This window comes from Reyranella sp., from assembly GCF_050185545.1.
In the GTDB taxonomy this organism is placed as follows: Bacteria; Pseudomonadota; Alphaproteobacteria; order Reyranellales; family Reyranellaceae; genus Reyranella.
Genome location: NZ_JBFWZI010000021.1, coordinates 32,777 through 47,194, shown reverse-complemented (window position 1 = coordinate 47,194; position 14,418 = coordinate 32,777). Strand labels below are relative to the sequence as shown.

Sequence of the window (14,418 nt, the reverse complement as noted above, 5' to 3'; positions counted from 1 at the left end):
CGGACGATCGTTGGCCGGTGTTGAAGTCCTTGGAGCAACATGGCGCGCGCCTGCGTCGCCGACACGGAGCGTGAGCCAATCTTCACTTTCTTTGGCGCTGCGTTGACAACCCCGGGAGCGGTGGCCATTTTCGTCGCCATGCGCGGGAGCAACCCCCTCAAGCTGCTGGTGCGAGCGATTGTGCTTGCCACGGTCGGCCTCGTAATGGCGGTCGGCTCCGCGCTGGCGCACGGCGGCGCTGCCGGTCATTCCCATCAGCCGGCGGACGACGCGTTGGCGCATGCCGGGCATCAAGCCGGCGAGGCGACGACGGCCCCGTGCCCGGATCTCGCCGTGACCGATGGCGAGCAACCGCACCCCGCGAACTGCCCCGTGGACCCTTCGGGGCACATGGCGGCAAGCGGCTGTTGCACCATCGCCTGCCACGCTGCCCTCGCCACGCCGACGGTCGATGTGGCGGGCGCGGGTGACTTGCCTGGAGTGCGCATCGCCAGCATTGCCGACATGCTCGAAGGACGGTCGAGCGACCGCGCGGAAAGACCCCCCAGACTGGGCTGACCGAGGCTCGCGCCGACGGCGCGTGTCCGATCGTGGGCGGTCGAGGTCGTCCCACGTCCCGGCACCCGGCCTGCGCGAACCAGCCTGAACCCTCCGCCGCGGCAGGCGTCGGAAGGCACGACGTTGGTCAATTTCTTTTCGGGTCGTTGCAGATGAGAGTCCTGATACTGGGAGCGCTGGCGCTTACCGTCGCCGCGTGCAGCTCCTCGCCATTGCCGGAATTGTCCCCGGCCGACGCCACCAGCCCGGACGCGGCGGTGGTCGCCGCCCCCTACCAGCCGGTCATGGCCGGCACCGTCGCCTACGGGCCGGTGGAGCTCAAGCCGTGGCGCGAGCTCAACGACAGCGTCGCGCCGAGCGGCAGTCGCCAATGACCGTTGCTTCCAGGATGGCCCATGCAGCGGCCTTGGGACTGCTGGCTGCCGGCTGCGCGAAGTTCACCGGCGACGGCGGGATGGCTCCCGTCGCCGACGGGGTGCGAAAGGAGATCGGCAAGGATGTCGCGAAGCTCACGTCCGCCGAGGACAACCGTCGGGCGCGCGAGCGCATGCAAGCGTTGCTCGCCGGGCCGTTGAGCGAGGACACGGCCGTCCAGGTCGCCCTGCTGAACAATCGCGGCCTGCAGGCGGCCTACAACGATCTCGGCCTCTCCGAAGCCGAGTACGTGCAGACGAGCCTGCCACCCAATCCGGCGCTGACCGTTTCGCGGTTGTTCGGCACCGGCGGCTTCGTCGAGATCGGTTTCCAGCTGGTCGGCAACCTTCTGGCGGCCGCCACGCTGCCCGCCCGGACCGAGATCGCCAGGAGGGAGTTCGAGGAGGCGCGCTATCGCGCCATCGCGACGACCCTCAGCCTCTCCGTCGATGCACGCCGAGCCTACATTCGCGCCGTCGCCGCCCGTCAGAGGCTCGCCCTGCTCGAGCAGTCGCGCGAGGCCGCCGACGCCTCCGCCCGCATGATGAAGCAACTGGGGGAGACCGGCGGCGCCAACAAGCTCGACCAGGGGCGCGTCGCGGTCTTCTACGCCGAGCTCAGCGCCCAGGTCGCCCAGGCGCGGCTCGCCGTCGCCAAGGAACGGGAAGCGCTCAATCGGCTCCTCGGCCTGTGGGGAACCGATCTCGACTACACTTTGCCGGCCCGGTTGCCCGCCCTGCCGAAGGCGGCGGAGCCCGTCGCGGACGTCGAAGTGGAGGCCATGCGCCGCCGCGTCGACCTGATCGTGCTGCGCTACGAGATCGTGACCCTGGCCAAGTCGGCCAAGTTCGTCGACGCGACCCGATACATGTCGTTCCTCGAGCTCGGCGGCGGCTTTCGCAACGAGCTCGAGAACAACGATGCCGGCGAGCAGACCTCGAAGAACCGCTATGGCCTGGAACTCGGAATCGTGATCCCGATCTTCGACACCGGCGAGGCGCGCGTGACGACGGCTCGCGAAATCTACATGCGCGCCGTCAATCGCCTCGCCGAGCGATCGATAAACGCCAGGTCGGAGGCCCGCGCGGCCTACATGGCCTACCGCGCCAGCTACGACATCGCGCGCTTCTACGAGACCCGCATCCTGCCGTTGCGCCGACAGATTTCGGAGGAGCTCCTGCTGCGCTACAATGGCATGCTGGTCGACGTGTTCGAGCTCCTGGCCGAGGAGCGTGAACGCATCAATTCGGCCATCGCCTCGCTCGATGCGCTGCGCGACTACCATCTCGCCGTCGCCGACCTGCAGGCAGCGCTGATCGTCGGCGGCACCGTGCCGCCCTCCGGCGTCATCAACACGACGCCGCCACCCGAAACCATTCCCCTGGGCCTCTGACCAACGGAGATCGACATGAATCTCTCGAGACGCAACCTCGTGGGAGCTTCGGGACTTGCACTGCTGGGCGCCACCGCGGTCAGCGGCCGCGTCCAGGCGCAGTCCATTCCCGAAGCGCCGACGATGACCCGCAACACCATGCAGCCGCCGCTCTACCCGACGAGCGGGCCGGACTACCAGCCGGTGGTGACGCTCAACGGCTGGACCCTGCCGTGGCGCCAGAACGGCGACTGGAAGGAGTTCCACCTGGTGGCCGAACCGGTCGAGCGCGAGATGGCCCCCGGCATGGTGGCCCGGCTGTGGGGCTACAACGGCCAGAGCCCCGGTCCCACCATCGAGGCGGTCGAAGGCGACAAGGTGCGCATCTTCGTCACCAACCACCTGCCCGAGCACACGACGATCCACTGGCACGGCATGCTGCTGCCCAACGGCATGGACGGGGTGGGCGGCCTCACCCAGCCGCACATCAAGCCGGGCAAGACCTTCGTCTACGAGTTCGAGCTCAAGAAGAGCGGTACCTTCATGTACCACCCGCACGCCGACGAGATGGTCCAGATGGCGATGGGCATGATGGGCTTCTTCGTCGTCCATCCGCGCGACCCGAAGCTGCATCGCGTCGACCGCGACTTCGTGTTCCTGCTCGCCGCCTACGACATCGACCCCGGCAACTACGTGCCGAAGGTCGCCGAGATGCTGAACTTCAACATGTGGACGTTCAACAGCCGGGTGTTTCCGGGCATCGACCACCTGGTCGTGGCCAAGGGCGACCGCGTGCGCGTGCGCGTCGGCAATCTCACGATGACCAACCATCCGATCCACATGCACGGCTACGATTTCGAGGTGACGTGCACGGACGGCGGCTGGGTGCGCCCGGAAGCGCGCTGGCCGGAGGTGACGATCGACATCCCGGTCGGCGCCATGCGCGCCTACGAGTTCGATGCGATCTATCCGGGCGACTGGGCGCTCCACTGCCACAAGTCGCACCACACCATGAACGCGATGGGTCACGACATCCGGACATTCATCGGCGTGAACAAGAAGGACTTCGCCAGGCAGATGAAGCGGCTGGTGCCGGAATACATGGCGATGGGCAGCGCCGGCATGGCCGACATGGGCGACATGGAGATGCCCCTGCCCAACAACACGTTGCCGATGATGACCGGGTTCGCCCAGTTCGGCCCGGTCGAGATGGGCGGCATGTTCACGGTGGTGAAGGTCCGTGAAGGGCTGGCCGCCGGCGACTACAAGGACCCCGGCTGGTACCAGCATCCGGCCGGCACGGTGGCCTACGAGATCAAGGGGCCGGCCCCCGCGGCGACGCGCGCCTCCCCGCCCAAGCCGGTGCCGCAGGGACGCCGCTCCATGCAGGTCGTCAAGCCGCGCGGTGGTCATGGCAGCCACTGACCGCCGCGAACGTCGCATGATCGGCGGTCCCCGCAACGAAGTCGCAACGAAGCGGAGATCTCGCGCTTTATCGTCGTCAATCGACTGTCACCCCCAACAGCCAACGGGAGCAGCTTAATGCGATCAGTCGCAGTCGTCGTATCCGTCCTCGCCACCCTCACGGCGTCGGGCTTCGCCCTCGCCGATGCAGGCCACAGCCACAGCCATGCGACCGAGGTCGCGTATGGAATGCCGGGCGACCCGAAAAAGCCGGCGCGCATCGTTCAGATCGTCATGCGCGAGACGGGTGACGGCAAGATGGAATTCATCCCGAACAGGATCGATGTTCGCAAGGGCGAGCAGGTCCGATTCATGCTGCGCAACAACGGGCAGATCGACCACGAGATCGTGCTGGCGACCCTGGCGGAGAACCTCAAGCACGCCGAGGAAATGAGGAAGAATCCGGACATGGAGCACGACGACCCCAATGCCAAGCGCCTCGGCCCGAAGAAGACCGGCGAGATCCTTTGGCGCTTCACCAAGGTCGGCGAGTTCGACTTCTCCTGCCTGATCCCGGGCCACCGCGAGTCCGGGATGTTCGGCACCGTGATCGTGAAGTAGTGCGCCACACGATGGAGGTCAGCATGCGCAAGCTCATCCCGGCCCTTGTGGCCGCCGTCGCCGTCACGCTCGGTTCCTGGTCGGTCGTTTTCGCCCAGGCCGCGCCGTCCCCGGCCGACGGCCAGGTCGTGAAGATCGACGAGGCGGCAGGCAAGATCACCTTGAAGCACGGACCGATCAAGAATCTCGACATGGACAGCATGACCATGGTCTTCCGGGTCGCCGACCCGGCGATGCTCAAGGCCGTCAAGACCGGCGACAACGTCAGGTTCGAAGCCGACCGCGTCAACGGCGCGATCACGGTGACGAAGATCCAGAAGAAGTAGCATTCGTGATCGGAGAAAGCCTTGTGACCGTCACTCTCGACAGCGGCCTCGAAAGGGCGTTCCCCATCTCGCGGCAAGGCGATGTGTTCTCCATGGAGGCGACCGCCCTGGATTGCCGTCGAGCCAAGCCGCTCCGGATCTGACGCGAAGCAGCCGGACCCGTCGGTGCTGGCGGCGGTCGTCGATGAAGTCGACCATCGCGGCGCGAGCAGCGCCGGTCCGCCCGACCTCGCGATGGATGGTGTAGCGTTCACCCGTTGGCGGCGGGAAGCACGCTGCGTAGCTCAAGCTCACCGTGCCCGCGACCTGCTCGGGCGGAGGTGAGGAACCCGATGCTCCCAACGGCGAGAGGGGCGCCTCGACCGCCGCAAGATGAGGTCCCTCGACGGCACCGCTCGGATGTCGGAGAATTAGGAATATGCCAATGCCCAACCGCCGCCTGGATGTCGGTGAAGCGCGAACGCGGGGCTCAGTACGTCTTGTACCCCAGGAACTTGCCCGTCATGCCGATCTTGACCCGGTCGCCCTTCTGGTCGGGCAGGCGCTCCAGGGTCATGTCGAAATCGATGGCGCTCATGATGCCGTCGCCGAACTCCTCCTGGATCAGTTCCTTCCAGGTCGTGCCGTAGACCAGCACCAGCTCGTAGAAGCGGTAGATCAGCGGGTCGGTCGGGGGGACCTGGGGCAGCGAGCCGCGATAGGGCACCTCCTGCAGGAGCAGCGTCTCTTCCTTGCTGAGCCCGAACAGCCTGGCGGCCTTGGTCGCCTGCTCCCTGGTCATCTTCATCTGGCCCATGCAGGCAGCGGTGACGATGATCTTCGAGGCGCCGCCGATCTTCCTGGCGATCTCGTCCCAGCTGAGCTCCTTCATGCGCTTGGCGCTCAGGATCTTCTCGGTGACGTCAGCCCGCTTCATTGTGTCTTCTCCCGGTTGTCAGAGGCACGATCTCGGCCGATGGATGGATCGCCGCGAGGCCCGGCTTCACAAGTTTCACGCGTCGCGGATCGTAGGCGGTCGCGGCGATCTCCCGGTCGAACGCCTTGGAGCGGTTGACCAGGAACTCCACCAGATGGTTGCGGATGGCGTAGTACTGCGGATGGCGGTGCAGGTCGTTGCGATGGCGCTCGTCGCGCGGCATGGTGTTCTGCACGATCTCGGCGATCTTCGCCCCCGGCCCGTTGGTCATCAGCACGATCCTGTCGGCGAGCAGGATCGCTTCATCGACATCGTGGGTGATCATGAACACGGTCTGCCTGGTGTCGGCGCAGATGCGCAGCACCTCGTCCTGCAGCATGCCGCGGGTCAGCGCGTCCAGCGCGCTGAACGGCTCGTCCATCAGCAGCATCTTGGGCTGGATGGAGAGCGCACGGGCGATGCCGACACGCTGCTTCATGCCGCCGGAAAGCTGGGCCGGTCGCTTGGCCTCCGCCCCCTTCAGCCCGACCAGCTCGATGAACGTGCGGGCGTGTTCCTGGACCCGTGCACGGTCCCACGACGGCCAGCGCGAGGAGACGGCGAAGGCAATGTTGCCCATGACCGTAAGCCAGGGCAGCAGGGCGTGGCCCTGGAAGATCACGGCGCGGTCGAGGCTCGGCCCGTCGATCTCGCGATTGTCGACGATGACAGCGCCGTCGCTCGGCTGGTCGAGGCCGGCCAGCACGTTCAGGATCGTCGTCTTGCCGCAGCCCGAATGGCCGATCAGGCAGACGAACTCGCCGCGCTCGATGCCGAACCAGATGTCCTCGAAGACCGCCGGTTGCGTGCTGTCGCCGAAGCGCCGCGCCAGCCCTTCGATCGAGATCAGGGGACGTTCCATGGCGGCCTACTCGGGATAGGTGACGAGCCGGGTGAGGCGCGCCAGCGCCTGGTCGAGCAAGAGGCCGACCAGGCCGATCAGCAGGATCGCCGTGACGATGTTGGCGATCGAGAGGTTGTTCCACTCGTTCCATACGAAGTAGCCGATGCCGGTGCCGCCCACCAGCATCTCGGCCGCCACGATGACCAGCCAGGCGATGCCCACCGAGATGCGCATGCCGGTCATGATGGTGGGCGCCGCCGCCGGCAGGATGACCCTGAAGGCCGTGCGCAGCGGGCCGACCTCGAGGGTGCGCGCCACGTTCAGCCATTCGCGCCGCACGCTCGCCACGCCGAAGGCGGTATTGATCAGCATCGGCCAGACCGAGCAGATGAAGATCACGAAGATCGACGAGATGGCGCTGTCCTTGATGGTGTAGAGGGCGAGCGGCATCCAGGCGAGCGGCGACACCGGCTTCAGGATCTGGATGAACGGATCGAGCGCGCGATAGACCAGCGGCGACATGCCGATGACGAAGCCGAGCGGCACGGCGAGCAAGGCCGCAAGGCCGAAGCCCAGCAGCACGCGCCCGAGCGAGTAGGCGAGCTGGACGCCGATGCCCTTGTCGTTCGAGCCGCGCACGTAAAACGGATCGGCCAGGTGCTTCCAGATGGTGGCGCCGATGTCGGCCGGCGAGGGCATTGCCGACTTGGCGCCGGTCGCCGCCGCGGCGCCGACCAGCTTGGCGTACTCGGGGTCGACCGCGGCACCGCCGCCGCCCCCGGCCGGCTGGACCGCGATCTGCCACAGGCCGACGATGGCGGCGAAGATCAGGAGCGACAGCAGGGCGGCCCGCACGCCGAGCGACTTGCCCATGGATGGCATCCCGGTCAGCTCCGCCTGATCGCGAAGCTCTTGACGTAGTCGTCGGGCTTCGCCGGGTCGAAGGCCTTGCCCATGACCACGATCGACTTCTTCGACGGATCGGGCGGGGTGAGGCCCATCTCCTTCATCATCCCGGCCGTGTCGGTCGCCAGGTACACCTCGGACGCGACCTTGGCGTAGTCGATGTCGGCCTTGAGCTGGCCCCAGCGCTTCATCTGGCTCAGGATCCAGACGGCGAACTGGTTCCACGGGAAGGGATCGAAGTCGATGCGCTTGGGATCCTTCTTCACAGCCCCCAGCCCGTCGGCGTAGGTGCCGGTCAGGATCTGCTCCAGCACCGTCTCGGGCTGGTTCAGGTAATTCTGCGGCGCGATCGCCTTGGCGATCTCCTTGCGGTTTTCCGCCTTCGAGGCGTACGCGGTGGCATCGATGATCGCCTTGAGGAGCGCGCGGTAGGCGTTGGGATTCTGGCTGGCGAATTCCTTGCTGACAGTGAAGGCGCAGCACGGATGGCCGTCCCACATCTCCTTGGTCAGGAGATGGATGAAGCCGATACCGTCATAGACGGCGCGCTGGTTGAACGGGTCGGGGCCGAGATAGCCGTCGATGTTGTCGGCCCGGAGGTTGGCCACCATCTCGGGCGGCGGCACCGAGCGGATCGAGATGTCCTTGTCCGGATCGAGCCCGTGCTCGGCCACGTAGTAGCGCAGCAGGTAGTTGTGCATCGAGTAGTCGAACGGCACGGCGAAGCGGAAGCCTTTCCAGTCCTTGGGATTGCGCTTGTCCTTGTGCTTGATGGCCAGGGTGATCGCCTGGCCATTGATGTTCTCGATCGCCGGCATGGTCCACGGCACCGGGTTCGAGCCGATGCCGAGCGAGATCGCAAGCGGCATCGGCGAGAGCATGTGCGCGGCGTCGTATTCCCTCGCCAGCGACTTGTCGCGGATTACCGCCCAGCCCGCCGTCTTGACCACTTCGACGTTGAGCCCCTGCTTGGAATAGAAGCCCATCGGATGGGCCATGATGATCGGCGTGGCGCAGGTGATGGGGATGAAGCCGACCTTGAGGTCTTTCTTCTCCGGCGCGCCGCCCTGGGCAAAAGCCTCGCGCGCCGCCGCCAGCGGGAACACGCTCGAAATCGCCGCCAGCGCCGTCGCCGCGCCCACCGTCTTGAGGAACCGGCGTCGGTTGTCATCGACCGGAAAGGTGGCGCGCAGCACGGCGGCGTCGACGACCCGGTTCCACCGCGCCTCCTCGCCGGCCGGAGCCGGCGCCGCTGCCGGCATGGCCGCCATTGCTGGCGCGGCCGCCATTGTCAGTCGGTCGTGGTCGGCGGCCCTGTGGCTTCCGCCGCATGAACACCGCCCCAGCAACGACCTGGGGTCGAACGGATCCTTGAACATCGACATGCGGCCTCCCAAACGCTTCCCGGCGTCTTGGAGCAATTGGAAGCAAGCGCCGTGCCAGCGGCCTCACAGCCTCGAAAGACAGCATGAGGCCGGATAGCCCATCCCATGGATTGCCTAAAATTGAGGCACAGTTTGCCAATTCGTACTGCGGAACAAGCGGAGATCTATGTTAACTCTGGGGATTAAATTTATGGAATCGCTTGCTTTTTCCCCATTCAAGTCATAATTTTCGATTGCATCGAATTGCAAGCGTGTGGCAGGCTACCTCTTGTGGGTGGCTTGGTCTCCACCAACGATATGTCGACCACCCGTCGCAAGAAAAGGTCCATCAGGCACCGCAAGACGGAACAGTTGGGGGAGTGGGGTCGATGGCGTTATCGCGGCAGGAGCGAGTTAGGCGAAAAGCCGATCTCAACCCTTTGAAAATGATTGAAAAGATCGTCTCGGAAAACGACTGGCCGTTCGACCGTACGTCCGAGCAGGAAATCGCCGTCGAGGTCGCCGGCCGCTGGTGCGACTACCGGATGTTCTTCAGCTGGCGCGAGGACGTCGAGGCCTTACATTTCACCTGCGCCTACGACGTGCGCATCCCGAGCGAGCGGCATCGCGACATTCATGTCCTGCTCGCCCTGATCAACGAAAAGATGTGGCTGGGCCACTTCGACCTGTGGAGCGAGGAAGGCCTGCCGATGTTTCGCCACGCCATCCCGTTGCGCGGCACCTCCGGCCTGATGCCCGAGCAGTTGAACGATCTGGTCGAGGTCGCCATCAACGAAAGCGAGCGCTTCTACCCCGCCTTCCAGTACGTCGTGTGGGCCGGCAAGTCGCCCATCGATGCCCTCACCGCATCGATCCTGGAGACGGTCGGGGAGGCCTGAACCAGAACGGGCCCCGCCACTCCTCGACGAGGAATATCGTCAACCCCAAACGAGAACGACCGACGCCCCCTCTCTCGACAAAAACACAAGAACAGTTCGGATCGTTTTCGGCGGCGCCGGCCCTCGAGGCCGGCGCCGCAACGCCTTCTCCTCCCCAGCTTTTGCTGGGGGCAGGTGGCTGCGTAATCGCGGACGGAGGGGGCATGCGCTGGGAGCGCGCCAAGCGGTGGGGGCTCTTGGGAGGTGTGATGGGAACGCTGCGCGCCTGGGGGGGGGCGCGCTCCCAGCCATGCCCCCTCCGTCGCCGCAAGACGGCGACACCTCCCCAGCTTCGCCGGGAGGATAATGAGCCCGGCGCCGCAACCATTCTGCGGACACGATTGGCCGGCTATAACGCCCGGCAATGAACACCCTCCTGCTGCTCCCCTACCCTGAGATCGACCCGGTACTGATCGAGATCGGGCCGTTCGCCATCCGCTGGTACGCGCTGGCCTACATCGCCGGCCTCGTCATCGGCTGGCAGATCATGCGCCGCGTCTGCGAGCAGACGCCCAAGCTCCTGTCGCCAGTCAAGATCGACGACTTCCTGGTATGGGCCGCCCTGGGCGTGATCTTGGGCGGGCGGCTGGGCTACGTGCTGTTCTACAAGCCGGGCTTCTACCTCGCCAACCCGCTCGCCGTCCTCACCCTGTGGGAGGGCGGGATGTCGTTCCACGGCGGCCTGCTGGGGGTCATCGCCGCCATCCTGGCCTTCGCCATCCGCAACAAGGTCGACCCCTTCATGCTGTCCGATCTGGTGGCGATCGTGACGCCGATCGGCCTGTTCTTCGGCCGGCTGGCCAACTTCATCAATGGCGAACTGTGGGGCCGCACCAGCGATGTGGCGTGGGCGATGATCTTTCCGCGCGGCGGCCCACTGCCACGCCATCCCAGCCAGCTCTACCAGGCGTTCTTCGAGGGCGTGGTGCTGTTCCTCGTGGTGGCCGCAGTGTGGCGCTGGACCGACGGCCGCCGCCGTCCCGGCCTGCTGACCGGCGTGTTCTGTGCGGGCTACGGCGTGGCGCGCATCGTCGGCGAGGTGTTCCGCGAGCCCGATGCCCATCTCGGCTACCTGTGGGGGCCGCTCACCATGGGCATGCTGCTGTCGGTGCCCATGGTGGCGTTCGGCGCCTGGCTGATCGTACGCGCCGAGCGGCGGCCCGCGCTCGCGTGACCACCCCGCTCGGCCGCCTGCTCGCCCGCCGCATCGCGCTCACGGGGCCGATCCCGGTCGCCGACTTCATGGCGGAGGCGCTGGGCCACCCGCGCTTCGGCTACTACCGCAAGGCCCTGGCGCTCGGCGCCGCCGGCGACTTCACCACGGCGCCGGAAATCTCCCAGATGTTCGGTGAGCTTTTGGGGGCCTGGCTGGCCGAGCGCTGGATGGCGATGGGCCGTCCCTCTTCGGTGCGCCTGGTCGAACTGGGACCGGGTCGCGGCACTCTGCTGGCCGATGCGCTGCGGGCCACCCGGGGCGTCGCCGGCTTCCATGCCGCCCTCGACCTGCATCTGGTCGAGATCAGCGAGCGCCTGCGTGCTGCCCAAGCCACGGCGCTCGCCGGGCTCGCGCCGACCTGGCACGACCGGCTCGACGACGTGCCGGACGGGCCGCTGCTGCTGATCGCCAACGAGTTTTTCGATGCCCTGCCGGTCCGCCAGTTCGTTTGCACCGCGCAGGGCTGGATCGAGCGGATGGTCGGCCTGGCCGGTGACGGCGAGACGCTGCGGCTCGCCCTGGCGCCCGGTCGCACGCCCTTTGCCGCCGCCCTGCCCGAGGCCGTGCCCGGCCGCCAGGCCGAGCTCTGCGAAGCGGGCCTCGCGCTTGCCGCCGCGATCGGCGCACGCCTGCGGCGCGACGGCGGCTGGGCGCTGATCATCGACTACGGGTTCGACGCGACGAGCGGCCTCTCGCTCCAGGCGGTGCGCCAACACCGCGGCAGCGACATCCTCGATCGGCCGGGCGAGACCGATCTCAGCGCCCACGTCGATTTCACCGGCCTCGCCCGCGCGACCGGCATGCCGGCCTTCGGCCCCGCCGGCCAGGGCGACTTCCTGCGGCGCGTCGGAATCATCCAGCGTGCAGAGGCGCTGAAGGCGCGCGCGACCCTGTCGCAGCGGCAATCCATCGACGCGGCATTGGCGCGCTTGATCGACCCGGATCAAATGGGCACGTTGTTTCGCGTTTTGGCCGTGGGCAACACCCCAAGCAGCGAACCACCCGGCTTTTCGGACAGCTTCCCGAGCACGACATGATCCAGGCCCAATGATCCAGGCGACTTCGCTTGCCGAGCTCGACGGCGTGCAGCACCGGTTCTTTACCCGTCACGGGGGCGTCAGCAGCGGCCTCTATTCGTCGCTCAATTGCGGCTACGGCTCGGCCGACCCGCCGGACAATGTGCGCGAGAATCGCCGTCGCGTCGCCGCCGCTTTCGATCGCGCCGAGCCCGACCTGCTGACCGTGCACCAGATCCATTCAACCGAGGTGCTGACCGTCGGCGACGACCGCTGGACCTCGCCGGGCGCGCCCAAGGCTGACGGGCTGGTGACCGACCGGCCGGGCGTCGTGCTGGGCGTGCTCGCCGCCGATTGCGCGCCAGTGCTGCTCGCCGATCCGGCCGCCGGGGTGATCGGCGCTGCCCACGCCGGATGGCGCGGTGCGCTCGCCGGCGTGGTCGATGCGACGATCATCGCCATGGAGCGGCTGGGCTCCCGGCGCGACCGCCTCCAGGCGGCCGTCGGTCCGTGCATCGGTCACCGGTCGTACGAGGTCGGCCCCGAGTTTCCGGCACCCTTCCTGGCGCAGGATCCGGCGAACGCCGCCTTCTTCCGCCAAGCCTCGCGCGCCGGTCATTTCCTGTTCGACCTGTCGGGCTACCTCGTCCACCGCATCGGGCTTGCCGGCGTGGCGGCGACCGCCACCGGGCACGATACGCTTGCGGCCAGCCAGGACTTCTTCAGCTATCGCCGGAATACGTTGCAGGGCGTGCGCGACTATGGCCGCGGCCTGTCGGCCATCGCCCTGCGACGCTGATGCCTTACCTGATCATCCTGATGGTGTGCTGCGTGCTCGGGGTCGTCGCGACATGCGCCTTGCTGTGACGCTCCTCTGCCTGTTGTCGCTGGCGGCCTGCGCCGCGCCGCCGCGTCCGTTCGAGCATAACGATGCCGCGGCGCCCATCCGGCAGCTGCCGCGCGACAAGATCGAGGTCGCGATCGCACCGCCCAGGAACATGCCGCCGCCCATGGCCCGGCGCGTCGCCGCGTCGCTGGCGATGGAGCTGCAATCCTACGGCATCGTCGCCGCCGTGCAGCCCGCCCAGGCACCGATCCAGATCAGCAGCACGATGAGCACGCGCGACGCCGGCGAAACCGGCATCGAGATCCAGGTCGACTGGAAGGTCGACGGCGCGCCGAGCCCGCAGGAATCGACCACCAAGACCCGGGCGCGGCCCGAGGACTACGCCGACGCGACCGAGCGGCTGGTCTCGCGCATCGCCTACCAGGCGGCGCCGCGGGTCGCGACCATGATCGGCCGGCCGCCCAACTTCAAGCCGCGCTCACCCGGTCAGGTCGCCGCCGGCATCACCGTCGCCGAGGAGCCGCCACCCGACCTTACGGTGCCGCCGATCGCCGGCCTCGCGCCGACGACGGCCACGGCCGCTACACCGCCGCCGCCGCAGCTGCCCGGCCAGGGGCCGCAGATGCAGGAGGCCCGGGTCAAGGTTCTGGTCACACCGGTGACCGGCGCCCCCTCGGACGGCAATCGCCAGCTCTACTCCGGCATGCGTCGCGCCCTGGGCTCGAGCAAGATCATCGTCGTCGATGCCGAGGCGCCCGACGTCTTCACCGTCGTCGGCACGGTGACCGTGACGCCGGTCGACGAGCGCACCGTGCAGCTCGTCATCAAGTGGTACGTCAAGGATCCGTCGGGCAAGACCATCGGCGACCTCGAGCAGGCCAACCCGGTGCCGGCCGCCGCGACCAAGGGCTCGTGGGCGGGCTTCGGCGATATCGTGGCCACGGCGGCATCGGAAGGCGTGCTCGAGCTCCTGGAAAAGGCGATCAACCGCCCGCGGTGAGCTCATTCTCATGTTCCTCCCCCGTCACCGGGCAGAGCATTCGCATATGACAAGAAAAGACCGTCATCCCGAGCGAAGCCGCCCGGAGGGCGGTGTAGTCGAGGAACCTTATCTTGCTGGTGCTGCCAGAAGAAAGGTCCCTCCACTACGCCTCGCTGCGCTCGGCTCCGGTCGGGATGATGGTCTTTTCTTGTTATATGCGAATGCCTGAGGAGGCCGCGCAGCGGCCGTCTCGAAGGATGGGCCAAACAGTAGATCGTTGAAAAAAGCGGTGTCGCAGCGGTCCCTCCTTTGCCGACCAAAGGGCGAAGGTCAATTCACCTGATTCGAGACGCGGCCCTGCGGGCCGCTCCTCAGGGTAAGCCTATGGGGAGGTGCCTCTGCGCTGAGCAAAGCCGAAGCGTCATACGGGGCCGCAGTCGAGATGCCTCGCATTCCGACGTCAGAAAGTCATGGATCTCGATTGCGGCCTTCGCCCTTCGCCCCGGGGGCACCTCCCCCATAAGACGGGGTTGGAGAATGGCTCCATTCCGTAGCCGATGACGGGGGAAGGAAATGAAGAACCTCTCCCGGCTGTGAAATCGGCTTGGCGCACAGGGGGCCGGGGCTGCTAGAGTTTCCGGAGCGGCTCAGTTTT

The 14,418-nt window shown here is 67.0% G+C and carries 15 protein-coding genes; 11 read left to right on the top strand and 4 right to left on the bottom strand.

What is annotated here, in order from left to right; translation table 11 throughout:
• Positions 1-39 precede the first annotated feature (39 nt).
• From AB7O82_RS08460 to AB7O82_RS08435, 6 genes are all read left to right on the top strand, one after another.
• Positions 40-558 carry a hypothetical protein gene (locus tag AB7O82_RS08460; protein ID WP_428545776.1) on the top strand — a complete coding sequence of 173 codons (519 nt, stop codon included), beginning with the start codon at positions 40-42 and terminating at the stop codon, positions 556-558.
• A 152-nt stretch (positions 559-710) separates the two neighbouring features.
• Positions 711-932, top strand: coding sequence for a hypothetical protein (locus AB7O82_RS08455; RefSeq protein WP_428619184.1), 222 nt, complete (start codon positions 711-713; stop codon positions 930-932).
• Positions 929-2,365, top strand: coding sequence for a TolC family protein (locus AB7O82_RS08450; RefSeq protein ID WP_428619182.1), 1,437 nt, complete (start codon positions 929-931; stop codon positions 2,363-2,365). Before AB7O82_RS08455 ends, AB7O82_RS08450 begins: the two co-directional genes overlap by 4 nt.
• Before the next feature lie 15 nt (positions 2,366-2,380).
• A complete protein-coding gene (locus tag AB7O82_RS08445) occupies positions 2,381-3,769 on the top strand; it encodes a multicopper oxidase family protein (protein ID WP_428619180.1) in 1,389 nt (462 codons plus the stop codon).
• A gap of 117 nt (positions 3,770-3,886) precedes the next feature.
• A complete protein-coding gene (locus tag AB7O82_RS08440; protein ID WP_428545765.1) occupies positions 3,887-4,369 on the top strand; it encodes a cupredoxin domain-containing protein in 483 nt (160 codons plus the stop codon).
• A gap of 23 nt (positions 4,370-4,392) precedes the next feature.
• Positions 4,393-4,695, top strand: coding sequence for a copper-binding protein (locus tag AB7O82_RS08435; protein ID WP_428545762.1), 303 nt, complete (start codon positions 4,393-4,395; stop codon positions 4,693-4,695).
• Between the two features lie 469 nt (positions 4,696-5,164).
• On the opposite strand, the gene cynS is transcribed toward AB7O82_RS08435, so the two are convergent.
• Genes cynS through AB7O82_RS08415 form a run of 4 tightly spaced genes read right to left on the bottom strand, consistent with a single transcriptional unit; the run spans position 5,165 to position 8,785 of the window.
• Entirely contained in the window at positions 5,165-5,611 is a 447-nt protein-coding gene (gene cynS / locus AB7O82_RS08430) for a cyanase (protein ID WP_428545759.1), read from the bottom strand.
• Complete coding sequence (locus AB7O82_RS08425) at positions 5,598-6,512, bottom strand: ABC transporter ATP-binding protein (protein ID WP_428545756.1); 915 nt, start codon at positions 6,510-6,512, stop codon at positions 5,598-5,600. Before AB7O82_RS08425 ends, cynS begins: the two co-directional genes overlap by 14 nt.
• A 6-nt stretch (positions 6,513-6,518) precedes the next feature.
• Positions 6,519-7,367, bottom strand: coding sequence for a nitrate ABC transporter permease (ntrB, locus tag AB7O82_RS08420; protein ID WP_428545753.1), 849 nt, complete (start codon positions 7,365-7,367; stop codon positions 6,519-6,521).
• 14 nt (positions 7,368-7,381) lie between these two features.
• Positions 7,382-8,785, bottom strand: coding sequence for an ABC transporter substrate-binding protein (locus AB7O82_RS08415; protein ID WP_428619178.1), 1,404 nt, complete (start codon positions 8,783-8,785; stop codon positions 7,382-7,384).
• A 425-nt stretch (positions 8,786-9,210) separates the two neighbouring features.
• Between AB7O82_RS08415 and AB7O82_RS08410 the strand changes: the two genes are divergently transcribed.
• From AB7O82_RS08410 to AB7O82_RS08390, 5 genes are all read left to right on the top strand, one after another.
• Positions 9,211-9,663, top strand: a complete 453-nt coding sequence (locus AB7O82_RS08410) for a YbjN domain-containing protein (RefSeq protein WP_428545821.1) — start codon at positions 9,211-9,213, stop codon at positions 9,661-9,663.
• 403 nt (positions 9,664-10,066) lie between these two features.
• A complete protein-coding gene (lgt, locus tag AB7O82_RS08405; RefSeq protein WP_428539799.1) occupies positions 10,067-10,876 on the top strand; it encodes a prolipoprotein diacylglyceryl transferase in 810 nt (269 codons plus the stop codon).
• 68 nt (positions 10,877-10,944) lie between these two features.
• Positions 10,945-11,955: a class I SAM-dependent methyltransferase gene (locus AB7O82_RS08400; RefSeq protein ID WP_428619175.1), complete on the top strand. Its 1,011-nt coding sequence runs from the start codon at positions 10,945-10,947 to the stop codon at positions 11,953-11,955.
• Between the two features lie 10 nt (positions 11,956-11,965).
• Complete coding sequence (gene pgeF, locus AB7O82_RS08395) at positions 11,966-12,733, top strand: peptidoglycan editing factor PgeF (RefSeq protein ID WP_428539793.1); 768 nt, start codon at positions 11,966-11,968, stop codon at positions 12,731-12,733.
• A 52-nt stretch (positions 12,734-12,785) separates the two neighbouring features.
• The gene (locus tag AB7O82_RS08390; protein WP_428539790.1) at positions 12,786-13,781 is read left to right on the top strand and encodes a hypothetical protein; all 996 of its coding nucleotides are present in this window, start codon (positions 12,786-12,788) and stop codon (positions 13,779-13,781) included.
• Positions 13,782-14,418: the final 637 nt, after the last annotated feature.